This is a genomic window from Qipengyuania sp. Mu-71, from assembly GCF_036867055.1.
GTDB classification, from domain to species: Bacteria; Pseudomonadota; Alphaproteobacteria; order Sphingomonadales; family Sphingomonadaceae; genus Qipengyuania; species Qipengyuania profunda.
The window spans coordinates 2,141,954-2,166,629 of sequence record NZ_JBAJHR010000001.1 but is presented as its reverse complement, the minus strand read 5'-3'; the positions used below and the strand labels follow the sequence as shown (position 1 = coordinate 2,166,629).

At 65.4% G+C, this 24,676-nt stretch carries 26 protein-coding genes and 1 tRNA gene; 12 read left to right on the top strand and 15 right to left on the bottom strand.

The window, feature by feature from the left end:
• Window positions 1-256 precede the first annotated feature (256 nt).
• Genes V6B15_RS10685 through V6B15_RS10670 form a run of 4 tightly spaced genes read left to right on the top strand, consistent with a single transcriptional unit; the run spans window position 257 to window position 2,316 of the window.
• Window positions 257-496 carry a hypothetical protein gene (locus V6B15_RS10685; RefSeq protein ID WP_334201119.1) on the top strand — a complete coding sequence of 80 codons (240 nt, stop codon included), beginning with the start codon at window positions 257-259 and terminating at the stop codon, window positions 494-496.
• Window positions 493-1,194, top strand: coding sequence for a guanitoxin biosynthesis heme-dependent pre-guanitoxin N-hydroxylase GntA (gene gntA / locus V6B15_RS10680; RefSeq protein WP_334201118.1), 702 nt, complete (start codon window positions 493-495; stop codon window positions 1,192-1,194). The genes V6B15_RS10685 and gntA overlap by 4 nt, the downstream gene beginning before the upstream one ends.
• A complete protein-coding gene (locus V6B15_RS10675; protein ID WP_334201117.1) occupies window positions 1,191-1,778 on the top strand; it encodes an urea carboxylase-associated family protein in 588 nt (195 codons plus the stop codon). The genes gntA and V6B15_RS10675 overlap by 4 nt, the downstream gene beginning before the upstream one ends.
• On the top strand, window positions 1,771-2,316 hold the full coding sequence (locus V6B15_RS10670) for a DUF421 domain-containing protein (RefSeq protein ID WP_334201116.1): 546 nt from the start codon (window positions 1,771-1,773) through the stop codon (window positions 2,314-2,316). Before V6B15_RS10675 ends, V6B15_RS10670 begins: the two co-directional genes overlap by 8 nt.
• Here the strand turns inward: V6B15_RS10670 and V6B15_RS10665 are convergent.
• The 3 genes from V6B15_RS10665 to V6B15_RS10655 all read right to left on the bottom strand — a co-directional run bounded on the left by V6B15_RS10665 (window position 2,313) and on the right by V6B15_RS10655 (window position 4,724).
• On the bottom strand, window positions 2,313-3,086 hold the full coding sequence (locus V6B15_RS10665; RefSeq protein WP_334201115.1) for a Crp/Fnr family transcriptional regulator: 774 nt from the start codon (window positions 3,084-3,086) through the stop codon (window positions 2,313-2,315). The genes V6B15_RS10670 and V6B15_RS10665 overlap by 4 nt on opposite strands.
• A gap of 76 nt (window positions 3,087-3,162) precedes the next feature.
• Complete coding sequence (locus tag V6B15_RS10660) at window positions 3,163-3,963, bottom strand: sulfotransferase family protein (protein WP_334201114.1); 801 nt, start codon at window positions 3,961-3,963, stop codon at window positions 3,163-3,165.
• Window positions 3,960-4,724: a Crp/Fnr family transcriptional regulator gene (locus V6B15_RS10655; protein ID WP_334201113.1), complete on the bottom strand. Its 765-nt coding sequence runs from the start codon at window positions 4,722-4,724 to the stop codon at window positions 3,960-3,962. Before V6B15_RS10655 ends, V6B15_RS10660 begins: the two co-directional genes overlap by 4 nt.
• Window positions 4,725-4,852: 128 nt before the next feature.
• Between V6B15_RS10655 and V6B15_RS10650 the strand changes: the two genes are divergently transcribed.
• A complete protein-coding gene (locus V6B15_RS10650; protein ID WP_334201112.1) occupies window positions 4,853-5,974 on the top strand; it encodes a glycosyltransferase family 4 protein in 1,122 nt (373 codons plus the stop codon).
• Here the strand turns inward: V6B15_RS10650 and V6B15_RS10645 are convergent.
• From V6B15_RS10645 to ku, 10 genes are all read right to left on the bottom strand, one after another.
• Window positions 5,881-6,822, bottom strand: coding sequence for a glycosyltransferase family 2 protein (locus tag V6B15_RS10645; protein ID WP_334201111.1), 942 nt, complete (start codon window positions 6,820-6,822; stop codon window positions 5,881-5,883). The genes V6B15_RS10650 and V6B15_RS10645 overlap by 94 nt on opposite strands.
• On the bottom strand, window positions 6,819-7,952 hold the full coding sequence (locus tag V6B15_RS10640; RefSeq protein WP_334201110.1) for a hypothetical protein: 1,134 nt from the start codon (window positions 7,950-7,952) through the stop codon (window positions 6,819-6,821). Before V6B15_RS10640 ends, V6B15_RS10645 begins: the two co-directional genes overlap by 4 nt.
• Before the next feature lie 2 nt (window positions 7,953-7,954).
• Window positions 7,955-10,021: an HAD-IIB family hydrolase gene (locus tag V6B15_RS10635; protein ID WP_334201109.1), complete on the bottom strand. Its 2,067-nt coding sequence runs from the start codon at window positions 10,019-10,021 to the stop codon at window positions 7,955-7,957.
• A 102-nt stretch (window positions 10,022-10,123) separates the two neighbouring features.
• A complete protein-coding gene (locus tag V6B15_RS10630; protein ID WP_334201108.1) occupies window positions 10,124-10,705 on the bottom strand; it encodes a nucleotidyltransferase family protein in 582 nt (193 codons plus the stop codon).
• On the bottom strand, window positions 10,692-11,543 hold the full coding sequence (locus tag V6B15_RS10625; RefSeq protein ID WP_334201107.1) for an XdhC family protein: 852 nt from the start codon (window positions 11,541-11,543) through the stop codon (window positions 10,692-10,694). Before V6B15_RS10625 ends, V6B15_RS10630 begins: the two co-directional genes overlap by 14 nt.
• Window positions 11,543-13,732, bottom strand: coding sequence for a xanthine dehydrogenase family protein molybdopterin-binding subunit (locus tag V6B15_RS10620; RefSeq protein ID WP_334201106.1), 2,190 nt, complete (start codon window positions 13,730-13,732; stop codon window positions 11,543-11,545). The genes V6B15_RS10625 and V6B15_RS10620 overlap by 1 nt, the downstream gene beginning before the upstream one ends.
• Entirely contained in the window at window positions 13,729-14,712 is a 984-nt protein-coding gene (locus V6B15_RS10615; protein WP_334201105.1) for an FAD binding domain-containing protein, read from the bottom strand. The genes V6B15_RS10620 and V6B15_RS10615 overlap by 4 nt, the downstream gene beginning before the upstream one ends.
• Complete coding sequence (locus V6B15_RS10610) at window positions 14,709-15,215, bottom strand: 2Fe-2S iron-sulfur cluster-binding protein (protein WP_334201104.1); 507 nt, start codon at window positions 15,213-15,215, stop codon at window positions 14,709-14,711. The genes V6B15_RS10615 and V6B15_RS10610 overlap by 4 nt, the downstream gene beginning before the upstream one ends.
• An 83-nt stretch (window positions 15,216-15,298) precedes the next feature.
• Window positions 15,299-17,815: a DNA ligase D gene (ligD, locus tag V6B15_RS10605; protein WP_334201103.1), complete on the bottom strand. Its 2,517-nt coding sequence runs from the start codon at window positions 17,813-17,815 to the stop codon at window positions 15,299-15,301.
• 3 nt (window positions 17,816-17,818) lie between these two features.
• Entirely contained in the window at window positions 17,819-18,649 is an 831-nt protein-coding gene (gene ku / locus V6B15_RS10600; RefSeq protein ID WP_334201102.1) for a non-homologous end joining protein Ku, read from the bottom strand.
• 232 nt (window positions 18,650-18,881) lie between these two features.
• On the opposite strand from ku, the gene V6B15_RS10595 reads away from it, so the two are divergent.
• From V6B15_RS10595 to V6B15_RS10585, 3 genes are all read left to right on the top strand, one after another.
• Window positions 18,882-18,955 (top strand) — tRNA-Gly (locus V6B15_RS10595).
• Window positions 18,956-19,032: 77 nt separating this feature from the next.
• Complete coding sequence (locus V6B15_RS10590) at window positions 19,033-20,100, top strand: YeiH family protein (protein WP_334201101.1); 1,068 nt, start codon at window positions 19,033-19,035, stop codon at window positions 20,098-20,100.
• A 17-nt stretch (window positions 20,101-20,117) separates the two neighbouring features.
• Window positions 20,118-20,366, top strand: coding sequence for a DUF6356 family protein (locus V6B15_RS10585; RefSeq protein WP_334201100.1), 249 nt, complete (start codon window positions 20,118-20,120; stop codon window positions 20,364-20,366).
• A gap of 17 nt (window positions 20,367-20,383) precedes the next feature.
• Here V6B15_RS10585 and V6B15_RS10580 read toward each other — a convergent pair whose 3' ends face one another.
• Entirely contained in the window at window positions 20,384-21,178 is a 795-nt protein-coding gene (locus tag V6B15_RS10580; RefSeq protein ID WP_334201099.1) for an SDR family oxidoreductase, read from the bottom strand.
• A gap of 79 nt (window positions 21,179-21,257) precedes the next feature.
• Between V6B15_RS10580 and V6B15_RS10575 the strand changes: the two genes are divergently transcribed.
• From V6B15_RS10575 to V6B15_RS10560, 4 genes are all read left to right on the top strand, one after another.
• A complete protein-coding gene (locus tag V6B15_RS10575; protein ID WP_334201098.1) occupies window positions 21,258-21,821 on the top strand; it encodes a hypothetical protein in 564 nt (187 codons plus the stop codon).
• 91 nt (window positions 21,822-21,912) lie between these two features.
• Entirely contained in the window at window positions 21,913-22,374 is a 462-nt protein-coding gene (locus V6B15_RS10570) for a Dps family protein (protein ID WP_334201097.1), read from the top strand.
• A gap of 73 nt (window positions 22,375-22,447) precedes the next feature.
• Window positions 22,448-23,068, top strand: coding sequence for a 6-phosphogluconolactonase (locus tag V6B15_RS10565; protein WP_334201096.1), 621 nt, complete (start codon window positions 22,448-22,450; stop codon window positions 23,066-23,068).
• Window positions 23,056-23,526 carry an NUDIX domain-containing protein gene (locus V6B15_RS10560; RefSeq protein WP_320180873.1) on the top strand — a complete coding sequence of 157 codons (471 nt, stop codon included), beginning with the start codon at window positions 23,056-23,058 and terminating at the stop codon, window positions 23,524-23,526. The genes V6B15_RS10565 and V6B15_RS10560 overlap by 13 nt, the downstream gene beginning before the upstream one ends.
• A 22-nt stretch (window positions 23,527-23,548) precedes the next feature.
• On the opposite strand, the gene dinB is transcribed toward V6B15_RS10560, so the two are convergent.
• Window positions 23,549-24,673, bottom strand: coding sequence for a DNA polymerase IV (dinB, locus tag V6B15_RS10555; protein WP_334201095.1), 1,125 nt, complete (start codon window positions 24,671-24,673; stop codon window positions 23,549-23,551).
• Between the last annotated feature and the right edge of the window lie 3 nt (window positions 24,674-24,676).

Here is a 24,676-nt window from a genome sequence, read left to right as displayed (position 1 = left end):
ACGTTTGCGCGCGGCCTAGCGCGGCGGCGGGGGAAAGCCAATCGGGGCGCAGGGATCGTGCCCGACTGCGCCGCATTCCCGAACGCTCGCCCCTCTTTAACGCAAGCTAACGCATGTCAGTCTCGGATCAACGAGCGCGCAAGCGCGTTTGGTCGGTAGTGATACGCGCGTCCGACCGGGCGCGTGGTTGCATACGTGGGGCTGGCGCGGCGCGCGGGCCCTGCGGCCGTATGATGGGCTTAACGCGAGGTTTCCGGTGTTCACGCAACTCAATCCACCGCTTCCGGTGCTGGTGACCGACAAGGGTGCGGGGCTGGCCTTTGCCGTGATCGACTATGGGGTCGAACACAATCTGATCTGGGTCACCGCGCTCGACGGGTCGGGCGAGATCTGGTGCGCGCCCAATCCCAAGGTTCGCCTACAGGCCAATTGGTCGATGGGCCGCACGAAGGACACAAATCTGCAATTCGTGCCCGAGGGGGTGTCGTCGCAATGAAGCCCGGCGTCATGGCGGTCGACGATAGCGTTGCCCGCGACATCGAAGCGCAGTTCCGTGCGCATATCGCCGATACCGCGTTCCCCTGCGTCGGTGCAAAATCGGCCCAGGCGCGCGACCTGCTCGACGTGCTCGTCGCGCACGACATGCGCAGCGGCTGGGATGATCTGCGGATCCACGACCGGCTGATCGAATGGGCCGAGCGGTATCGCAATGATCCCGAAGGCCTGCGCAGCATGGCGGTGGTGTTCGAGCAACCCGGCTCGCTCGACGAGAGCGAATATGAAAGCCTGTTGTGGGAACGGCTCCAGTCCTTTGCCGAAAAGGACAAATGGCTCGGCCAGAGCTACGATCCCAGCGTCAGCCCCGATCCGACCGATCCGCATTTCTCGCTCAGCTTTGGCGGCGAAGCCTATTTCGTCGTCGGCCTGCACCCGCATGCCTCGCGCCCGGCGCGGCGCTTTGCCTATCCGACGATGGTCTTCAACCTGCACAACCAGTTCGAAGCGCTGCGCGAGGACGGGCGGTACGAGCGCATGCGCGAGGCAATCCTCGAGCGCGACCGCACTCTGGCAGGCGATATCAACCCAATGCTCGCCCGCCACGGCGAGAGCAGCGAAGCGCGCCAATATAGCGGCCGGGCCGTCGATGACGACTGGTCCTGCCCGTTCCGCGATCCCCGAATGGAGAAGCAATGAACCGCATAGAACCGCGCAGCGGCGTGGCGTTCGAACTGCCGAAAGGCGCGCAGCTCACCGTCTGCGATCCCGAAGGCAGCCAAGTGTCCGACCTGCTGGCCTACAACGCGCAGGACGTCCGCGAAGTTATCTCCAACGGGCGCACCTTCGATTATGAAGAAACCATCCGGCTTGGGCGGGGGCACCGCCTGTGGTCGAACCGGTCGAACCCGATGCTGACGATCACGTCGGATACGGTCAAACGGCATGATTTCCTGCTGACCCCGTGTTCGGAAGACACGTTCAAGCATTTCTATCCCGACAAGCCGCTCCACCGGGGCTGCTTCGGCAATCTGGCCGAGGCGCTGGAGCCCTATGGCATCGGCCCGGACGACATTCCGACCGCGTTCAACCTGTTCATGAATGTCCCGGTCGATGGCGATAGCGGTGTGCTGACGGTCAAGCCGCCGCTGAGCGAGCCGGGCGACACGATCGTCATGCGCGCGGAGATGGATTTGATCATCGGTCTTACCGCCTGTTCGGCCTACGATTCCAACGGCGGATCGTTCAGGCCGATCGACTATGAGGTGAGCGCGAGTGGCTGAGGCCATCAATTTCTGGTCCGGCTGGCCCCGGATGCTCGAAATCGCCGGCAATGCCTTTCTCTTCTACGTCCTGATCATCATCATGGTGCGCCTGGTCGGCAAGCGCACGACCAGCGAGCTCAACAATTTCGACTGGATCATCAACGTCGCAGTTGGCAGCCTGGCGGCGAGCGGCATCCTGCTGCGCAATGTTGCGACGCTCGATGCGGTGACCGCGATCATCGTGCTGGCAGCCTGCCAGTATCTGACCACCCGGATGGTCCAGCAAAGCGAGACCGTCGCCGACGTCGTCAAGGCCGAGCCGACGCTGCTGACGCACAAGGGCGACTATCTGCGCGACGCGATGGAGCGTACGCGGATTTCGGAGGAAGAGATCCGGTCCGCATTGCGGCAGAACGGTATCACCGCCAACGCCGATGCCAATTGGGTGGTGCTCGAAACCAATGGCGAGTTGTCGGTGATCCCGCGCCAGGATGTGCGCTGGGGCGATGCCGAGGCATTGTCCGACGTTCACTGCCCGGATGACCTGAAAGACTAGTCCCAGTCTTCCTTCACCTTCAGCGGTCCGTCGCCATAAAGGTAATCGGGGTCGAACTGCGCATAGCGTTTCAGCGCGGCCCAGTCGCTGGTGTACAAATCGCCGCGCCGGATTTCTGCAATGCCCAGTTCGCGTAACTTGCCCACGGCGCGGTTCGCGTGGATCGCGCTCACCCCGCACATGTCGGCCATGTCGAACTGGGTGAAGGGCGTCCGCAGCGCGCGCGTCACGCCGCGCCCGACCAATTCCAGGCGCGTGTGCAATTCGGCATAGAGATGCGCGATCCGCTGCGGCGCATCGAGCTGTTCGAGCGTCTGGATCCATTTGCGATGGATCGCCGCATCGAGCAGCGTGGCGAACCACATCGCCCGCGCCACGCCCGGCCGGTCGCGCATCACCGTGCGCAGCGTCTCATGGCTGACCGAACCCACCTTCACCTTACCTGCGGCGTCGATATTGTGATCGAGCCGCTTGAGCGCAAAGCCGTGCAGGTCGACGAAGTCCCCCGGGACATGGACACCGGTGATGAACCGCTTGTTGCCGCTCTCGATGGTGCGGAAGATGTATCCCTCGATCAGGATCGTGCTGCGATCGGTCTTGATGCCGCGGGACAGCAGACGCGCACCGTCGTCATGCTCCTCGACGCTTTCCACCAGCCCCTCGATATATTGCAGATCGTCGAGGCTGAGGTTGTGACGCAGGCGTCCGGCGAGGAAATTGCCGGTCAGGGGGAAGCTTGCCGTTCCCAGGAGTTCGGTGGTCCCGTTCATCGCGCGCGGTAAAGCAAGTCGCGCAAACACCGTCTATTAACGCATGTTAGCTTTCTGTTCTTTTTGCGCCCCGGCATCATTTTTCGCCCGCTTGCGCGGTCAAGACCCGCGCGGTTGCTTCTTGGACCCGCCGCAGGGGATGCGCGCAGAGCGGGGTGAAGTCCGCGACCTTTCCGCCGACGCCATAGCCCCAGTTTGTGAGGCGCCCGGCAAGGTCGCCGGTCGCGCGGTGTGCGGCTGCATAGTCGGCATTGCCATCGCGCAGTGCAATGCCGGGGTCGTGATCGGCGAGGTCGAGAAAGGCGAACAGCGCCTGCCGCGTAACATCGGGGCGGGCGACGAGATCCTCGTAGCGAATGACCAGCGCGGCATGCAGGACAGGCAGGTCCCCGGCCACGAGATCATAGGCATCGAGCGCGTAGCGGATGAGCGCATGCGGCTCGTGATCGACCCATTTCTCCAGCGCTGCCGCCATCATTTCGGGATGGCGCAGGATCACGATGAATTGCGAGGTGGGAAACAGCTGCTGGTACAATCGCATCCGGGTCAGGTTTACCGGCGATTTCTCGAGCCACCAGGGCTTGCCCCGGTCCAGCCATGGCGACCAGTCCGACAGCATCCGTTGCTGCGTTTCCAGCGTATTCCAGCGCGACCCTTCGGTATGATGCTGGCGCGGGTCGGTCGCATAATGCCCCGGTCGGCCGTCGCATGCGGTATGCGGGATACCGCCCTGCAGATAGCATCCCTCGTTCTCGGGCACCGGCGCGCCTTCGATGCCGCCGACCGCCGGATGCGCGCCGAGAATACGCGCCAGCAGGCTCGTTCCGGTCCGATGCAGCCCGGCGACGAACACGAAGCGATTGGGGCGGTGGCTCACGCGAATTCGCGCAGCGACAAGGCGCCGTCGCCATACAGGTAATCGGGGTTGAAGCCGGCATAGGCCTCCAGCCTCGTGCGGTCCGCAATCCGTACCTTGCCGCGCTGGAAATCGGCCAGCCCGTTCTTCCTGAGGTCGGCCAGCGCGCGGTTGGTGTGGATCGAGGTCGCACCGCACATATCGGCAATGTCGCTTTGCCGCAGCGGGGTCTCGAAGCCATCGGCATAGCCGATGCCGACCATTTCGAGCCGACGCCAGATTTCGGCGAAGATATGCGCAATGCGCTTAGGTGCGGTGAGCTGTTCGAGCTTCATGATCCATTCGCGGTGCATCGCCGCGTCGAGCAGGGTCGAGAACCAGAACAGGCGCGCCAGATGCGGGCGGTTCCCCATCACGTCCGCGATCGCTGCATGCGGCACCTGACCGAGCGTCACCGACCCCACGCAATCGATATTGTGATCGAGCCGCTTGAGCGCGAAGCAGTGCAGGTCGACGAAATCCCCCGGCACGTGAAAGCTCACCGCATAGCGCCGGTCCTCGCTTTCCAGCGTGCGCAGGACGAAGCCGTCGATCAGCAGCGTGGAGCAATCGCATTCCTCGCCGCGCGCGATCAGCCGCTCGCCGTCTTGCAGCGTCAGCGTCCGCGCGACCAGACCTTCGAGTTCGGACTTCTCGGCATCGCTCATGTCGTGCCGCAAGCGCCCGGTCAGGAACCGTCCAGTCTTGGGATAGCGGTCCAGCTCGTCGGTGAGCGCCATCATGTCCTCCTGTCGACAAAATGCAATGCGGTGTCGGCCGTTCCGGTAGCACATTGTATAAATGTTAGCTTTGCCGAAGCGCGGCTCATGGCGCGTTTGCCTGACATGTCTTTCACCAGCCCGATCCGCCTATGAAAATCGCGGTCCTCGCCCATATCCGCCATGCTATCGCCGAACCCTTCGGGGGCGGGATGGAGGCGCATTGCGACATGCTGTGCCGCGGGCTGCGCGCAGCCGGGCACGAGGTCGATCTCTTCGCCGCCGAAGGGTCGCATGACGAGAACCTGGTGCCGATCTGCGCGGCGCCCTATGACGAGGTGCTGCCCTGGCGCGTCTATCGCGGCACCAGCGAACTCGCCGCCTACCAGCGCGCCGCCTTCGAGCGCGTGCTGCTGAAAATCGGCGGGGGCGGGTATGATGTGGTCCACAACAACTCGCTGTTTCCCGAAATCATCGCCTGGTGCGCGCAAGCGGGGATTCCCTGCGTAACCTCGCAGCATGTCCCGTCTTTCGGGACGATGTTCGATGCCGTGGAAGCGGCGCGCGTGCAGCCGAATATCGGCTTCACCGTGACCTCGCATGACCAGCAATCCCTATGGGCCGATCGCGGGTGTCCCGGTCTCGAGGTGATCCCCAACGGTATCGATACCGATCGCTGGGTGCCCGCGGGTGAGCCGGGCGACTATCTGACATGGGTGGGCCGTATCGTCCCCGACAAGGGGCTGGCCGAAGCGATCCAGGCGGCGCGCAAGGCGCGGGCACGGCTGAAGATTTTCGGACCGGTCGAAGATGCTGCCTATTTCGCCGCCAAGGTAGAACCCTTCCTTGACGGGGGAATCGAATTTCACGGACACCGCAGCGCCGAACACTTGCGACAGGAAGTCGCGCAGGCCCGGGGCGCGCTGGTCACGCCCTTGTGGGACGAACCGTTCGGCCTGGTGGCGGCAGAAGCGCTGTCCTGCGGCACGCCCGTCGCAGGGTTCGATCGCGGGGCGCTGTCCGAAGTCGTGGGAGACTGCGGGATCCTGGTCAAAGGCGGCGATGTCGGCGCGCTGGCGCACGCCATCCGGCGGCTTGGTTCGATCGATCGCGCGGCGTGCCGCGAACGGGCTACCAGCACGCTCTCGATCGGGGCGATGATCGCAGGCTACGAGCGTTGCTACGCCAAGGTCATCGCCGGTGCGCGGCTCGCTTCCTTGCCGCGGCTCGCCTGGGCCTCGAGCTCTTCGAGCACGACCGAACTGCTCGCATAGGGCTGGTGTTCCTGTTGCCGGGTGAGTGCAAAATGCGCTTCGCCCGGTTCGCGCAGCTTGATCCAGCCGCCGTTTCCATCGGGCTCGATCAGCCCCATGAGGCGGAAAGCGCGAAGCCAGTGCTGCATCGTCGGCTCGCCCCATTTCTCGGCAAAGATCTGCGCATTGGCGACCACGCTGTCGAGATGGTGGACCGGCGGCATGTGATGCTTGTGATATTGGTGATAGGCCTTCGCCCCGCGCGCCCACCACAGCGGCACGTCATGCGCAACAATCGTGCGACCGAAATCGGTATCCTCGCCGCCATAGCCGACATAGCGCGGATCGAACCCGCCGAGGTCGCGGAAGGTTGCGGCGGGCAGCGCAAAATTGAGCGACCAGAAGCAGCGGTAGTCGCCGCAGTGCCCGACCATTCCGCGCGGCGGACCGGCGCGGTCGCGATGCGTGACCGCGAGCCGTTCGAACCGCGCATAGTCGATGCCCTGCTCGGTCGCGCCCTGCGGGAGATAGCCGACCTCGCCCATCAGCACGCCTTCGTTGAAGGCACAGGCGGCGGCATAGTCCTCGATCAATCCCGGCGATGGGATGCAGTCGACATCGAGGAAGATCAGCAATTCGCCGCGCGCCTGTTCGGCGGCGGTGTTCCTCGCCTCCGCGAGGCAGATGCCCTGGCTGCCCAGCAATACCTGCCGGACCGGGAAGCTCGTGCTCGGAAGATCGTAGCGATTGTCCTGCATGACCGCGACCACCAGTTCGCACGGCGGGCGGCGCGAATGGTTCAATCCGCTGACCAGGTTGCGCAGATGGTCTTCGCGGCCATGCGCGAGTGTGCAAACCGATATCTTCATGCCACGATCTCCAGCGCGGGCTTGCCTTCCGTCCCCTGCCACAGCTCGGTCGCGAGCGTGTCGAGCCAGGTCGCTGCGGCTTGCGCGGGGCGCGGTTCGATGATCGCCCGCTGCTGCTCGACATCGATCAGCGCCGCGGCCGACCACAGCCGCTCCCACGCGGCGGGGTGCGAAGGCCAGTGGCGCGAGACCGCTGCAAGCCCTTCGCGATCGAGCACTTCGGCCTTGCAGAACTGTTCGTCGAAATAGCGCCATTCGGGGATCACCACCCAGGGCTTGCCCGCGGCCAGCACCATATGGACGGTGGTATTCCCGCAGGACGAGACAACGCGGTCCGCCGCGGCGATCCAGTCGCGCGGGTTTTCGACCCAGCCGCGATGGTCGAGATTGCCCGGCGGGGTCTCGTGCCATTCGCTGCGGACCTTGCCGATGGTAATCCAGCGAGCCTCGGGCTCGGCGCGCGCGCCCAGCGTCAGCGGTGTTGACGGGGTGCCTTCCCCGCCGCCGCCGGCGATGACCAGCACGATCTCGTCCTCCTCGCCCAGTCCGAGCTTGCGCCGCGCCTCGCGCTTGGCGGGGAACGGCGAACAGTCGATCCCCACGCCCGAGGCGTACTGCGTCTTGCGGCGCAGATAGGCAGGGCGGTCGTGCTGTTCGATCCGTTCCGAATAGGGAGCCAGCAGGCCGACCGCGCTATCATAGGCCGCCAAATGCCCCGCATCGCCGCGCTCGCCATGCTGGAGCACCGCGACATGCGGCACCGAACACAGCCGCGCCAACTGGCCCAGTTCGGCGGAGACATCGGTCACGAAGAGGGCGGGGCGGGCCTGCGCAAACCACCCCGAAAGCGTGGCAATGGCATCGGTAATCGTCGGCCAGCCGAGCGGGGCGCAGTGAACCGTCGCGGGCATCGGGAGCGCTGCCATGGCGGGCGCTTCCTGCCCGGTGGGTTCGAACAGCGAGGGGATTTTCCGAATTTCGATCCGCTCGTCGAGAACGGGGAAGATGTCGTCCCGCGCGCAGAACAGCGTCACGCCGCGCGACCCGATCAATTCATTGGCGATCGCCGCCGCGCGCTCGGCATGGCCGCGCCCCTGGTGATGGACGAAATAGCCGATGGGTCCGGTCATGCTCATGCTGAAATCCTCGTATCCCGGCGCTCGCGAAGTCGCTGCGCGCGGTGCTGTGCAAGAATGCCCTCAAGCGTGCCGGCTGCGTGGCTGCGCCGCGCCAGATAGACATTGGGGCGCCTCGCCAAGGCGGCGATCTCCGCCGCGTGATTGCCTACCATGATCGCATTCTGGCAGGCAGTCAGCATATCCTCGTCATTGCCGCTGTCGCCGGCCGCAAAGACTTGCTCGACCGGCACGTCGAACATGCGGGCAACATGCCCCATCGCCGCTGCCTTGCCTGCCATGGGGGGCAGGACGTCGAGCAAGCGGTCGTGGCTGAACACGACGCGCGCCGGAATACCGTGGCTGCGCAGCCGGTCCTCGACTTGCCCCGCCATCTCGGGCGAGTTGGCAAAGTAGCTGCGCTTGAAGGGGCGTTGCTCGTAGCTCGCCTGCGGGATCAAAACCGGCAGGTCGTCCAGCGCATCGTCGATGGCAGTCGGATGCCATTCATAGCCGATGCCGTCGGCATAGTCGGTGTCGAGCACCAGATCGCCGCCACGTTCGACATAGATCTCGGTCCCCACCGAAGTTATCCAGGCGCGCGGGTCGGGCAGCTTCCAGTCGCGCACCAACCGCCGCGCTTCGACGATCGAGCGACCGGTGGCGATGACGAAGCCGAACTGCGCCTGCCGCTGGAAGAACCGCCCGATGCGCGTTGCACCGCGGTCGCACCCGGTCAGCGTGTTGTCGAGATCGCTGACCAGCAAATGGGCAGGCCGCGGGCGCAGCGAGGTGGCGGGCGCGGTGACCTGCCTGGCGATTGCCATGAAGCCGCCCGCATAGGCATCCCAGTTGACCTCCCGGCTGTTGGCCTGTCCATTGTGCGAGCAGGTTTCCCACAGTTGGCGATCGGTTGCCAATCGCTCGATCGCCTGGCTGATTTCGCGCTCGTTCGCCGGGTCGACCAGCAAGCCATGCTCGAGCTCCCCGACGATGTCCTGCGGGCCGCCGATTTTGCTGGCGACGACGGGAACGCCATGCGCCGCAGCCTCGACCAATGTCAGGCCATAGGGCTCCATCAGTGCCGGATTGACGAATACGCCGCGCGTCCGGGCGGCGAGAGTATAGAGTTGCTTGACCTGCCGGCGCGTGTGCGACTTGGGATAGGCGACCTTGCCATAGAGATCATGGCGGTCGATGGCATCGACGAGACCGCGCAGCACATCCTGCTGCTCCGCTTCGCCCGATTGCAGATCGTCGCGCAGCCCGGCGAGAACCACCAGATTGCACTGTTCGCGCAGCGTAGGCGACTTGCCAAAGGCTTCGACCAGCCGGACGAGGTTCTTCTTGTGGACGGGGCGGGCGATCGCCAGCACCACGGGCTTCATCGGTTCGCGCAGGAACGGGGAAACGAGTTCGATCGCCGACGAGATTTCCCCGCCCGCGGCGCTGCGGTCGATCCCCGGGATCAGGCGATGGATCTTGCCGATCCGGGCCGAAGGATAAGCCGCAAGCTGCCGTTCGCATTCGTCGCGCGACGAACCGATGATTGCCCGCGCACCCGCGATCGCCCGGTCCTCTTCCGCGATCCGCGCCTCGAGCGCGGCGCTGGGCGCAGGCATTGCCATGCGCTTGTCCATGCCGAGAGAATGCGCGGTGTAGATGAAAGGAATGCCCAGCGCGTCTTCGACCTTGCGCGCCACATCCGCTGCATCGGCGAAATGCGCGTGGATGAGGTCGGGCAAGCGCTCGCGCTGCCCCAGCTCCGCAATCAGCGCTTCGGTAAAGGCGGCGCGGTCGGCGCTCAGCGCTTCCTTCGCCAGATAGCGCCGGTTGCCGCTGTCGATCCGCCGTATGACCAGCTTGGGACCAAGCCATTCTTCGGCCTCGGCATGGATCGCGCCGAGCCGCGGATCGTCGAACCGCCGTGTAATGACTTCCGCCATTTCCACATCGCCGCGCCGGGCAAGCGCTTCCATCTCGCCCAGGATGTAGGTGATGTGCCCCCCCGTATCTTCGGTGATCCCGTACCGGACCGGCTCGCCTTTCAGGCAGCCGCCGAGTGCGAGCGATACGATATGCAAAACTGGTCCCCTTGATTGGCTTCCCCCGGCTAACGGGCGAGGCGGCATCGCTGCCTCCCAACCATCATTGCGTAAGCTGGGAACACGGGATGGCCGAAGGGGTTAGCGGCGCCCGGCAGTGTGCCGCGACGAGAGCGTGAGCAGGTCTTCGGGCGTATCGATGTCCGCCAGCGCCGCGGCGCTGGCCGGGGCGATCGTTGTTGCGTCCGGCAGACCGAGGCTCCGCGCACCAGCCTCGCCCTGCAAGGCGCATAGGCGATCGAAGACGCTGCGCGGAAAGCCTGCGGGGGATCCTTCGACGCCGCTGGCATAGCGGGTGAATACCGGGCCAGCGGGTTCAGCCAGCAGGCGGAGATGGGCAGGCTCGACCAGCGGCATGTCGGCCAGCGCAATGACCACGCGCGAGCAATCCTGCGCGGCGCGCACACCCGCAGCAATCGAGGTGCCCATGCCCTCGGCGGCATGGTTATTCGTTACCGTATGCCAGCCGCTCCGCTCCGGGATGGCCGAATGCGGGCCGCTCACGATGTAGCGCTGCGCAAATCCCGCTTCTTCCGCAGCCAGCGCAACCCACGACCATAGCGGCTGGCCGCGGAAGTCCTGAGTGAGCTTGTCGCGGCCGAACCGTTTTCCCCGGCCCGCGGCAAGCAGGATGAAGCCCACCTCGGGGTCAATCGGCGGCACGCAATCGCTCATATTCGGCAACGATCTCCGCCAGCGCGGACAGCGCCAGCGTGGTGGGCGACTTGCAGGAAGGGATCAGGCCAATCGGGCTGCGGATGGACGCGATGGCCTGCTCGTCGACGCCGCGCGCGGCGAGCGTCAGCGCGCGTTCGATCCGCGCATTCTCGCCGCCCTGCGCGCCGATGTAGAATGCCTGGCCCGAGGTCAATTGTTCGAGCAGTGCGGCTTCCCATTCGTGATCGTGGAATAGCAGCAGCGCGGCGGTCCAGCGGTCGAGCGTGACATGCGGGGCGGGCGAGCCGAGCGTGAGGTCGTCCTTGCGATGTAGCGCGACATGCAGTCCCATCGCGTCCCCGAGCCGAGCAAAGGCGTCGAGTTCGGGCCCCTCGCCGATAACCGCGATTTTCAGGCGCGGGTGATAGCGACGCTCAGCCAGCGGGGACGGGGATGGCAGCGGGAGTATGGCCGGGCGGCGGCTGTCGAGTGCTTGTACGGTCTCGCGACATGCGAGGCGGTCGGGTGCAGGATCGAGCAGGATATCCAGCCCGCCGCCGCAGGGCAGGCGAAAATCCACCATCGCCGAACCGCTTCCATAGCGGATCACGCGCGGGCCCGCTCGCGCGCGCAGATCGGTTGCGAGTTGCGCCTCCAGACAGCCATCGGACAGGCTGCCTATTGTCGTCCCATCGGGACGCACCGCCAGTTGCGCGCCCAGCCGCCGCGAGAAGCTGCCCTCGATCCCGACAATCGTACACAGCCCGACGCCCGGCTCGCAGGCTGCGACCAGCGCGGCATGGTCCTCGTCGGCGGAAAGATGGAGAGCCGGGTCGGCCAGCATCAATCGGGCATGCACGCCAGCACGCGGTCGGGGGTCATGGGATAGTCGAACAGCCGTGCGCCGCTGGCGTGGTAGATCGCATTGGCAATCGCCGCGGCGCCGCCGCACATGCCCAGCTCGCCAATGCCCTTGGCCTGGATCGGGCTGGCCGCGGGATCGCGTTCCTCGACCATGATGACCTCGAGATCGGGCACGTCGCGGTGCACCGGGACATGGTATTCGGCCAGATCACAATTCACCAGATGGCCATCGCGCGGATCGAATTCGAGCGCTTCGGTCAGCGCCGCTCCGATGCTCCAGGTGATCCCGCCAAGGCATTGCGAACGCGCGGTCTTGCGGTTGAGCACGCGGCCGAAACCGAACGCGCCCAGCATGCGATCGACGCGGGTTTCGCCGGTATAATGGTTGACCCGCACCTGTGCGAAGAAGGCGCCAAATCCCGCCGCGGTAAAGTCGTCGTCGATCGCGCCGGGTTCGTAATGGCCTTCCTGCGCGAGGTCCTCACCACCCAGCAATTGTACCAGCGTCTGGCCGCCGACGACCTGGCCATTGGCGAGATCGAGCTCGGTCTCGGCCACGCCGACACGCGACGCCAGTTCCTCGCGCAGCGCCTTGCACGCCACATAGACCGCCGAACCGCTTGAAGACGCGCCCCAGCTGCCGCCCGAACCCGGACCGCGCGGATGGCGGGTGTCGCCAAGGTCGACCAGCACGTCGGCGGTATCGAGACCGAGCATTTCGCCTGCGATCTGGGCGAGGATCGTATAGGTCCCGGTGCCGATATCGGTCATGTCGGTTTCGACCAGCGCGGTGCCGTCGGGCTTGAGCGTGACGCGCGCCTTGGCTTCGCCGACATTGTGAACGCGGGCGGCGCTCGCCATCCCGGTCCCGACCCACCATTCGCCCTCGCGCGTCATCCGCGGCTTGCGCGGCCCCGCGTCCCAGCCAAAGGCCTCGGCGCCCTGCCTGAGGCATTCGGCCAGCTTGTGCGACGAGAACGGCAGGCCCTCTTCAGGATCGTCTTCGGGGATATTGCGCAGCCGCAGTTCGACCGGATCGATACCCACCTCCTCGGCAAGCACGTCCATCGCGCCTTCGAGCGCGGGCATCCCGACCGCTTCGCCCGGTGCGCGCACCGAGCCAGCGGTCATAAGGTGGATCCGCGCGACGTTGAGCATCAGCTCGCGATTGTCGGCGCCATAGAGGAAGTGCGAGGATTGCAGCACGGGTTCGGCGAAGGTTTCGCCCGGCAGGTTCGAGACCAGTGCTTCATGGCCGAAGCCGACCAGTCTGCCATCCCCATCCGCTGCCAGCCGGAGGCGCTGGGTCGTTTCGGACCGGCGCATGATGCATTGGAAAACCTGTTGCCGGGACATGACGACGCGCACCGGGCGCTGGAGTTCGATGGCCGCAAGCGATGCGGCGACGGTTTCCTCGCTGATTCCCAGTTTCGAGCCGAACCCGCCGCCGACGAAGCGCGAGACCAGCCTGACCTTGTCTTCCTCGAGGCCCAGCGAATCCGCCAGCTCGGTGATATTGTAGTTCAGCATCTGCAGCGATGCGTGGACGGTCAATTTCTCGCCATCCCACTCGGCAATGGCGGCATGCGGTTCCATCGCCGCGGAAGCATGCCCCTTGGTGGTGTAGGTGACCTCGACGCTATGCGCGGCGGCAGACATGGCCTGCGCCAGATCGCCCTGCCGGACGGTCTCGTCCTCCTGTTCCTCCGCCTCGACCTCGGCGGGGAACAGCGGCGCGCCCGGCTCTTCGCGATATTCGACGACGAGATGCTTCGCCGCATCGCGTGCCTGTTCGAAAGTCTCCGCCACCACCAGTGCAATGGGCTGGCCCCAATAGCAGACGGTTTGCGGCGATTGCTGGGGCGCCTCATTCGCAGTGCCCTGGGCGGCGCGCGTGGTCAGCCGTTCATCGTCGATCACCGCAATGACACCGGGCCGGTCCAGCACGCTGTCCTTGTCGATCCGGACAATCTCGCCGCGTGTAATCGTCGCCGTGACCAGCACACCTTCGGCGCAACCATCCACCGGGTATTCGGCAGCGTAGGGGGCGGTCCCCGTGACCTTGGCCAGCCCTTCGACGCGGGTAAGCGGTTTCCCGATCACGCCCTGTTTCATCGAATCCAGCCGGTTGGCGGTATCGGGCTCGTCCTGCTTGAGATGCGCGCTCATGCGGCGTCCTCCGTCGCTTGCGACAGCACCGCATGCAGGGTGCGCCGTGCCAGGGGGATCTTGAAGTCGTTCTCGCCGTAGCCGCGTGCGCCTTCGAGCAGCACGTCGGCCGCGGCATCGAACAGTTCGGCAGACGGGACCTGCCCGACCAGCGTCTCGGCAATCCGCGGATCGTGCCACGGCTTGTGGGCAAGGCCGCCAAAGGCGAGATCGGCGCGTGCAATCTTGCCGCCTTCCATTTCGACCACCGCCGCGATCGACACCAAGGCGAAGGCATAGGACGAGCGTTCGCGCACCTTGCGGTAAAGCTGCGTTCCGCCCACCGGGCGCGGCAGCGTAACCGCTGTGATCACTTCGCCGGGTTCGAGGACATTCTCGATCCACGGCGTATCGCCCGGCAGGCAATGGAAATCGCGCACCGGGACGCTCCGCTCGGTATCGCCGTCGGCAATATGGACCGTCGCATCGAGCGCGCTCAGCGCCACCGCCATGTCCCCGGGATAGGTGGCGATACACTCTTCGCTGGTGCCGAGGATCGCATGCAGCTTGGCAATCCCGTCGATCGCGCCGCAGCCGCTACCGGGTTCGCGCTTGTTGCACGGCTGGTCGATATTCATGAAATAGAAGCAGCGCGTGCGCTGGCACAAATTGCCGCCGGTGGTGGCCTTGTTGCGCAATTGCTGCGTCGCCCCGGCCAGGATCGCCCGCGCGAGCACGGGATAGTCCGCGCGGACCCGCGGGTGCACCGCGGTCGCCGTATTGGTGGCCAGCGCGCCGATGCGCAGCCCCCCATCGTCGGTGTCCTCGATCTCCGCAAAGCCCACCCGGTTGACGTCCGCCAGTTGCCCGGGGGTCTCGACCTGCAGCTTCATCAGGTCGAGCAGATTGGTCCCGCCGGCGATTGCGGTGGTTTCGGGTTCGGCGAGCATTTGCGCCGCATCCGCCAGCGTCCGTGCGCGGCTGTACTGGAAGGGCCTCACGTAACCTCCTCCTCGGCCACTTCGCGAATCGCGGCAACGATATTGGCATAAGCGCCGCAGCGACACAGATTGCCGCTCATCCGCTCGCGGATTTCGTCGTCGCTCAGTTTGATGGCGCCGAGATCGCCGCTCGCATCGCTCGGCCATTCATTCGCCAACTCCTCGATCATCGCGGTGGCCGAACAGATCTGCCCCGGCGTGCAATAGCCGCACTGGAAGCCGTCATGCTCAAGGAATGCGCGCTGCAAGGGCGAGGGCGCGTCGGGCGTGCCGAGTCCCTCGATGGTTGTCACGCTGTCGCCATCGTGCATCGCGGCGAGCGTCAGGCAGCTGTTGATGCGGATGCCGTTGACGATGACCGTGCAGGCCCCGCACTGGCCATGATCGCAGCCCTTCTTGGTGCCGGTCAGGCCGACATCGCGGCGCAGGAAATCGAGAAGAGAGACCCGCGGGTCTTCGGGGATCGGGTGCTGGGTTCCATTTACGGATATTGTCTCGGCCAAGGACGCCTCCTTTACCCGATTAACCCTTTCCGCGCGAAAGGTGTCCGCATTTGCGCAAATTTATGGATTCGCCGAGGCGCGGCCTACAGGTCGGGCAACCGCTGGTCGGCGAAGCCCCAGCCGTGGAGCGATTTCGATTGCGCGCGATCGAGCAGGGTCTTGGCATCGTCGATCGAATAGGGATGTGCGTTCTCCATCGTCTTGAGCTCGTTCCAGGCCAGCGGAATGGCCACCGGCGCACCCGAGCGCGCTCGCGCCGAATAGAGCACCACTGCCGTCGCCCCGCGCTGGTTGCGCAGCCAGTCGATGAAGATCCGCCCCTTGCGCTTGGCCTTGCTCATGGTGGCGGTGAAGCGGTCGGGCTCGGCCATGCTCAGCGCCTCGGCGAACCGGCGCGAGAAATCCTTGTGCGCCTCCCAGTCATGGCCGGGCGTCAGCGGCACCACCACATGCACGCCCTTGCCGCCAGTCAGCATGGCAAAGCTGGTCAGGCCGAGATCGGCCAGCTGGGCGCGGATGTCGCGCGCCGCCTGTTTGACCTCGTCGAACCCCAGCCCCTCGTCGGGATCTAGATCGAAGATCATCCGGTCGGGCCGTTCGACCGCATCGGAACGCGCGCACCAGCCGTGAAATTCGATCGTCCCCATCTGCACGCATTGCAGCAGCCCGCGCGCATCGTCGACGAACAGGTAATCCTCGTGCCCGCCATCCTTCTCGCGGATCGGCACGGGGTGCACTGCATCGCCAAAGCTGCCGCTATCGTGCTTCTGGAAGAAACACTTCTTCGCCCGGCCCGAAGGGCAGCGCACCAGGCTGATCGGGCGCCGCGCGGCGAAGGGCAGCATGATCGCCGCCACCGCTTCGTAATAATCCGCCAGCGCGCCCTTCGTCTGGCCGCTGTCGGGAAAGATCACCCGGTCGCGGCTGGAAATCCTGACCGCGTCGCTGGTTTCGGCCGGTTTGGCAGGCGTTTCCGGCTGCACGCTGCTCGCATCCTTGTCGCCGCGCAGACCCAGATAGCTGCCGTGTCGGACATTCCCGTCCGCAGTGAACTCGGCAAAGGCGATTTCCGCGACCAGCTTCGGCGTGACCCAGGTGACCCCGCGCGACGAGGCCCTGTCGACTTCCGCCGGCGGGGTCTTGCGCGCCAGCCGCTTCATCTTGCCCGCGAGTTCGTCGAGATCGTCGGCGGAAAATCCGGTGCCGACATTGCCTTTGTAGACGATGTCGTCGCCCTCGTGCTGCGCGACCAGCAGCGAAGCGAACGGGCGTCCCTTCGCGCTCGACTTCTTCCACCCGATGATCACGAATTCCTGTCGCCGCGTGCATTTGACCTTCACCCAGGCCTTGCTGCGGCGCCCGGCATATTTGCCATCGACGGTCTTGGAGATAATCCCCTCCTGCCCCGCATCGCACATTGCGCGGTAGAGATGTTCGCCCGCGCCCAGCACGTGTTCGGCGACATGGATCGGCGGATCGGCGGAATCGAGCAGCGCTTCGAGCCGTTCCTTGCGTTCGATATTGGGCAGGCTGGCCAGATCCTCGCCGTCGAGTTCGAGCAGGTCGAAGGCATGCAAGGCGAGCTTGTCCTTCTTGCCCTGCGATCCGTGCCCGCGCTTGAGCACCTGTTGCAGGGTGGAGAAATCGGGATTGCCCTTGCCGTCGTAAGCGACGACTTCGCCGTCGATCAGGCACGAGGGCAGGTCGAGCGCGGCAATCGCTTCGACCAGCGGACCGAACTTGTCGGTCCAGTCCTTGCCGTTGCGGGTGAACACGCGGACGGTATCGCCCTTGACCGCCACCAACGTTCGATAGCCGTCGAATTTGATCTCGTGCATCCAGCGATTGCCGGCAGGCACGTCGTCGACCAGCGTCGCGAGCTGCGGCTTGCGGTAATCGGGCAGCGGGGCGGCCTTGCGGCGCTTGGGTTTGGATTTGCCGGCATTGCGCGCAGAGGCTTTCTGCATCTGCGCAAGGAAGGCATCGTCCTTCTTTCCCGCCAGCGGGTATTCGCCCTGCTTGTCGGCAGCGATCTCGGCCATCGAACGCCCGGTCAGCACGCTGGTCAATTCGCGCTGGACCAGCCCGTCGCCCGCTTCGGCATTGTCGTCCTGCAGTTTGCGCAGCAGCCAGTTCTCGCGTTTCTCGCCGGGTTTCTGCTTGAGCCGGATCAGCAGCCATTCGCCTTTCATCCGCTCGCTTTCGAGACAGAAGTGCAAATGCCCTTCCTCGAGGTCGCTGGCGCTCTTGCCCTCGATCGGCTGCCACGTCCCGCGGTCCCACAGCATCACCGTGCCGCCGCCATATTCGCCCTTGGGGATTACCCCTTCGAAATCGGCATAGGACATCGGGTGGTCTTCGGTCCGCACCGCCAGCCGCTTGATATCGGGATCGGGCGACGGCCCCTTGGTCACCGCCCAGCTCTTGAGCACGCCATCGACCTCGAGCCGCAAGTCCCAGTGCAGGCGGGTCGCATCATGTTTCTGGACGATGAAGCGGTTGCCGGTCTCGCTGGCGAGCGGCTTGCCCGCCGGTTCGGGGGTCAGCGAGAAATCCCGCTTGGCGTTGTATTCGGCGAGGGGGTCCTTGCGCGCAGCCATAGCCTAGGCGGACTTCTTGCGCCGCGAGGTCTTCTTCGGCTTCTCCTCCCCGACCGACTTCTTCAGCGCCGCCATCAGGTCGATGACGTTGGAGCCGCCACCGGAATCTGGATCGTCGACATCCTCGATCACCGCGGTCTTGCTCTTCGACTTCGCCTTCTTGTCGATCAGCTTGCGCAGCGCCTGACCATAGCGATCCTGAAACTCGCTCGCGTCGAAGGGCGCGCTCTTCTGCTCGATCAGCGTGTTGGCCAGCTCGAGCAGTTCCTTCTTCGGCTTGGCATCGTCGATATCGTCGAAAAACGCCTGCCCTGCGCGCACTTCATCGGCATAGCGCAGCGTTTCGAGCAGCAGTCCCTTGCCGCAGGGCTTCACCGCGACCAGCTTCTCGCTGCCGCGCACCGAAAGCTGGCCCAGCGCGACCTTCTTCGCCTTGCGCAGCGCCTCGCGCAGCACGATGAACGCTTCTTCGGCAAGTTCGTCCTGCGGCGCGACGTAATAGGGCTTTTCGAAATAGAGCGGGTCGATTTCGCAGGCATCGACGAACTGCACCAGTTCCAGCGTCCGCTTGCTCTCGATCCTGACCGCGTCGATCTCGTCCTCGTCGAGCAGGACGTAATTGCCCTTCGAAACCTCGTAGCCCTTGATGATCTCGTCGCGATCGACGGGTCCGATCCCGGGCACGACCTTCTCGTAGGAGATGCGCTTGCCGCTGGGTTCGTGGATCTGGTTGAACCGGATCTTCGCCCCCGATTTGGTCGCCGAGTAGATTTCGACCGGGATCGAAACCAGCGCCAGCCTGATCTGCCCCTGCCAATATGCGCGTGCTGCCATGTGCCTTCCCTTCAGGCGAAACAGCGCTCCGGGCGCGTATGCGTTCCTAACCGCGCGTGGGAAGCGGCGCGGGTGGCTCCTCATCCCCGCGGAGCGCGGGTGCCGTTCAGTCCCGTATTGACCAAATGCCGGGGATCGTGGCAAGCGGCCCGCGCATGGCAGGCAGCGTGAGCGAGCCGACTGACGACCCTCGCGGTTGCCAGCTCGATTTCTCCGCGACTGCCAATGCCTTGCGGGTGTAGCTCAATGGTAGAGCAGCAGCTTCCCAAGCTGACGACGAGGGTTCGATTCCCTTCACCCGCTCCACTCACCAGGTCCGGTTTGCGGGGGATCGGCGGCGTCGGCGGTATCGCCGCCGGGCGCGATGCATGCGAATGGGGGCCATGCGCGACAAGACCGACAACTACTGGATGGCCGATCTCTACGGCGAGCTCCAGCTTGAGCCGCCCGGAGCGAAACGTTCGTGGCTGGCGGTGGTGCCGGGGCTGTTGCTGGTCACAATCGCCGCCTGCGCGGCGCTGTGGCTGAGCGAGCATTACGGCGCGCCCGCGATCCTGATCGGGCTGTTGCTGGGCTTTGCGCTGAATTTCGCAAGCGAGGATGCGCGGCTCCTGGCGGGGCTCGACCTCGCTTCGCAGACATTGCTGCGGGTCGGCATCGTCCTGCTTGGCCTGCGCGTGACCTTTGCCGAAATCGCCAGCCTCGGGGCGGGACCGTTCCTGGCGCTGCTCGCGATCATGGCGTGCGTGATCGGCACGGGCATCCTTGCCGCGCGGCTGGTCCGGCTCGACTGGCAGTTCGGCCTGCTGGCCGGCGGTGCGACTGCGATCTGCGGGATTTCCGCGGCGCTGGCGCTATGGAGCATCATCGGCAGCAAGCGCGTGGGGCAGGAAGGCTTTGCGATCGTGGTGCTTGGCACCACGCTGGCAAGCGCGCTGGCATTGGTGGCCTATCCCGCGCTCGCCGGAGCGCTGGGGCTGGACGACCGGCAGGCGGGGTTCCTGATCGGCGCGGCCATTCACGATGTCGCGCAGGCGATCGGGGGCGGCTTTGCCTTTTCGGACGAGGCGGGGGCAGTCGCGACGGTGGTCAAGCTGTCGCGGGTGGCCATGCTGGTACCGTTGCTGATCGTGGTCGGGCTGCTACTGCAGCGCGGCGGGCCGCGCGATGCGGGCACCGGACCCGTGCTTTCGCTACGCCGGGGTATCCCTTGGTTCATCGCGGGGTTCGCCGCATTGGTGACGCTCAACAGCACCGTTGCACTCCCGCCCATGGCCGGCGAATGGGGGGCCAGCGCGGCCAGCTTCTTCCTGCTGCTCGCGGTAACCTCTGCCGCGATCAAGGCCAATCTGTCGGGAATCCTCGCGCATGGCTGGCGCTCGTTCGTGCCGGTGGTAGGATCGACCCTCGTCGCTTTCATCCTCGCGCTGTCGTTCGCGCATTTCATCTAGCCAGCGGAGCAACCCCGATGTCGATCTTCACCGACCACCCCCATGCGATCGGCGAGAGCTATGGCGAGCACCTCGTCAGCGCATCGCGCTTCGGGGGACGGCTGGTGGTCGCCGGGCTGGCGTGTATCGCACACGGGATATTCCCGTTCTGGTGCAAGAGCACGGGCAGCCGGGCGGTGCACCGGCTGGCCGCCGACATGATCCATGGCCGCGAGAAATTCGACGGCAAGGCCCCGCAGGGTCAGCAGAAGGACTGGTGCATCTAGGCCCCGCGCGGCCCTGGCTATCTGGGCGGCATGCGGATCGCGCCGTCGAGCCGGAACTGGTGCGCGTTGATGTAGCTGTTGCGCGCAATCTCGCAGATGAGCGAAGCGAATTCCTCCGGATGGCCAAGCCGCTTGGGGAAGGGCACGCTGGCGTTGAGCTGGTCCCACATCTGCGGGTTGCGGTCCTTCATGCCCAGCATCAGCGGCGTCGCGAAAATGCCGGGCATGACCGAGTTTACGCGGATGCCCAGATCCATCAGGTCGCGCGCCATGGGCAGGACGAGGCCGTTTACTCCGGCTTTGCAGCTACCGTAGATGACCTGGCCGATCTGGCCATCCTGCGCGGCGACGCTGGCGGTCAGCGTGATGCAGCCGCGTTCGCCATCCTCGTTGAGCGGTTCGGCATTGGCCATGCCCAGCGCCGACAGGCTGGCGACCCGGTAGGACGAGACGAGGATGCCTTCGGCCCCGAACGCGTAATCCTCGGTCGACAGCCGTTTGTAGCCGCCGCTTGCCTTGTCCCAGCCGAGCGTCTTGCCGCGGCGGCTGGTCATTGCGCAATGGACTGTCACGCGTTCCTGGCCATGTGCGCTGCGCGCCGTGGCGAAACCGTCGACCACCGCTTGTTCGTCGGTGATATCGACATGCGCGAAGGTGCCGCCGATGGCCTTGGCATGCGCTTCGCCGGCTTCGTCATTGACGTCGAAGATCGTCACCTTGAGCCCGGCATCGGCCAGCGCCTGCGCGCTCGCTTTGCCCAAGCCCGATGCCCCGCCGGTGACGACGGCTGCCATGCCCTGTTCCAATTTCACTCTTGCTCTCCCCTCTATGTTTCCCTTGCGCCCGTGCTATCGCAAGCTGACGGGTAGAGGAAGGGGAGCCGAGACCGCCATGACATCGCTGCTGTTTGCCATGGTCGCCAGCTTCCTGACCGCCACGGGCGCGCGCGACCAATTGCTTGTCGCGCGGCTGGCAGGCGTACTGGGCGCGTCCACCCCGTTGCTGGTCGTGGCGCTGGCAAGTTCGGCCGTCACAGCGGGCATTGCGGCATGGGCGGGTGCCTGGCTGGCCCGGACCATGTCGGAGGATGCGGCGACCATGTTCGTCGCCATCGCCCTGCTGCTCGCGGCGGTCGAATGCGCCTGGCCCAATCGCGAGAAGACGCCGAGAGAACCGACCCGCTCGCTCGGCGCGCTCGCGATCGTGCTGTTCGCGCGGCAATTGACCGATGCCTCGCGCTTCCTCGTCGCGGCGTTCGCGGTGGTCTTCGCCTATTGGCCGCTCGCCGGGCTGGGCGGGGCGTTGGGCGGCGGCGGTGCGGTGGCGGTGGGCTGGTCGCTCGGATTGGCACTGGAAGACAAGCTGCCCCTGCGCGCGATCAGGATCGCTCTGGCGCTGATCTTGTTCATCCTTGCCGCGGTCACGGGGCTGAGCGCTCGGGGTACTATCGGATAAATCGATCACAGCCACCACCGATAATCGAGAAACCCAAATCGACGTTCGGCGTTAGTGTAGTGAATTCCACAAACATGAAGGGGCAAATCAAATGGCAGACGTTGGCGATAACTCGAAAGCTGGCCTGGTGAGCGCGCTCAATGGCGCGCTGGCCGATACCGTAGCACTCTATTTCAAAACGAAGAATTTCCACTGGCATGTGGCAGGGCCGCGTTTTCGCGACCTTCACGTCCTGTTCGACGAACAGGCTGCCCAGCTGGTCGGCACGGTTGACGATCTTGGCGAGCGCGTGCGCAAGAATGACGAATACACGCTCACCTCGATCGGCAGTGTGACGAAGAACACCCGGATCAAGGATCAGGACGACGTCACGCTCTCGGCCGACGCGATGGTCAAGGAACTGCGCGACGACAACAAGACGCTCCACAAGCGCCTCGGCGAAGTGAAGGAAGCGGCCGAAGAAGCGGGCGACAACGCCACCAGCGGGGTGGTCGACGACTGGATCGACGAATGCGAGGAACGCATCTGGTTCCTCAACCAGACCAGCAAGTAAGCGATCCGCCTCATACAGGCACACCGGCCGCCTTTCCCCTTGGGGAAGGGCGGCCTTGGTGTATCAGGGGCGCATGGATAATGTGACCATCGTCGAGAACTGCAATGATGCCGCCATAGCCGACTGGCTGGCGGCGCGGCTGGGCGAAGCGCTGAGCGCGAGCGCGGGGCCGGTGACCATCACCGTGCCCGGCGGTTCGACCCCGTTCCCGATCATCGAAGCGCTGCTGGCGCACGATCTCGACTGGACCCGGCTGGTCGTCTGGCCGGGCGACGACCGCGTGGTGCCCGAAGACCATGCCGCGTCGAACACCGGCCGCTTGCGCGATCTGTTCGAACCTGCGGGGGCCGAAGTGGTCACGCTGACCGAAATGGAAGCGGTGCCGCCCTTCGCGCTCGCCTGGCTTGGTATGGGCACCGATGGCCATATCGCCTCGCTCTTTCCCAATACCGATCCCCGGATCGACGACCCGCGCCGCATCGTCCGCCTGACCCCCGATCCGCTGCCGCCCGAGGCGCCCTTCGACCGGATCAGCCTGACCATGCCCGCGCTGCTCGCGAGCGATGCATTGCTGTTCGTCATTCGCGGCGAAGAGAAGCGTGCCATTTTCGAACAAGCCCTTGTGGGCAAACATGATTTCCCGGTTGCGCGTCTGCTGGGCGCAGCTAAACAGCCGGTCACATGCTTCACCTGATACCCAAGCCGCTGCACCGGTTGGCACTCCGTCTGGCCCACCGGCTGCGCCATCACTGGCGCAAGGCCAGTGGCAGGACGGGTGCGGGGGTGAGCGTGATCGCGCGCGACCTCGGCGGCCAGATCCTGCTCGTCCGCCACAGCTACGGCCCGGCGGGCTGGTTCCTGCCCGGCGGCGGGATCGGGCGCCGCGAGACTCCCGAACAGGCCGCGCATCGCGAAATTCGCGAGGAAATCAGCTGCACCATCGAAGGGCTGAAACCGCTGGGGGTAATCGAGGAAGAACTCTCGGGCGCCCCGCACAGCGCGCATATCTTTGCCGGCGTGGTCGATGCGATGCCGCGGGTGGACGGGCGCGAAGTGGTGGAAGCGCGGTTCTTCCCGATCCATTCGCTTCCCGAACCGCTTAGCGCGCGCACCACCGCGCGGCTTGCCCTGTGGCAGAACCGCAAGAACTGACCTGCAGGCGTCGGCGCGGGACCTAGAGCAGCGATAGCTGCGCGTCGGGGCGCTTGTCCTCCTCGCTGCCGCCGCGTTCGAGCTTCGAGAGCGTCAGCCCCATCAGCCGGATCGGCATCGGCAGCGGCAGCACCTCTTCAAGCAGCGCGCGCCCGACTGCAGCGAATTCGGCCTTGCTGGCGATCGGCTGGTCGAGCGTTTTCGCGCGGCTGAAAATCTGGAAATCGCTGTATTTCATCTTGAGCGTGACGGTGCGGCCGCGGGCTTCGGCACGCTCGATATAGCCCCAGACGATATCGATGATGTCTTCCATCGTCTCGCGCAGTTCGGCGCCCGCGGACAGGTCGCGGCTGAAGGTTCGCTCGCCGCCGACCGACTTGCGGATCCGGCTCGAGCGGACCGGACGCAGGTCGATCCCGCGCGCGGCGCGATAGAGATAATCGGCAAAGCTCCCGAAATGCGCGCGCAGCCACTCGATCTCCTTGGCCGCGATATCGCCGCCGGTCTCGATCCCCAGCCGGGCCATTTTCTCGGCGCCCTTTGGGCCCACGCCGTGGAACCGGCGGATCGGCAGTTCGGCGACGAAGGCCGCGCCTTGTCCGGGCCGGATCACGCAGAGTCCGTCGGGCTTGTTCTGGTCGCTGGCGATCTTGGCGAGGAATTTGTTGTAGCTCACCCCAGCGCTTGCGGTGAGCCGGGTCTTGGCGCGGATCTCCTGCCGGATCAGCTCGGCGATGCGCGTGGCGCTGCCGATGCCCAGCTTGTCCTCGGTGACGTCGAGATAGGCTTCGTCGAGACTGAGCGGTTCGACCAGGTCGGTATGGTGGCGGAAGATCGCGCGGATCTGCTGGCTGACTTCGCGATAGACGTCGAAGCGGCTCTTGCAGAAGATCAAGTCGGGACACAGCCGCTTGGCGGTGACGCTGGGCATGGCGCTGCGCACGCCGAACCGGCGCGCTTCGTAACTGGCGGCAGCGACCACGCCGCGCCCGCTGGATCCCCCCACGGCAACGGGTTTCCCGCGCAGCTCGGGATTGTCGCGCTGCTCGACGCTCGCGAAGAAGGCATCCATGTCGACATGGATGATCTTGCGCAGGCCGTCGGCCTCGCCATCGGTGTCATCGGGATTGCCCTGGCCTTCGCTCATGCG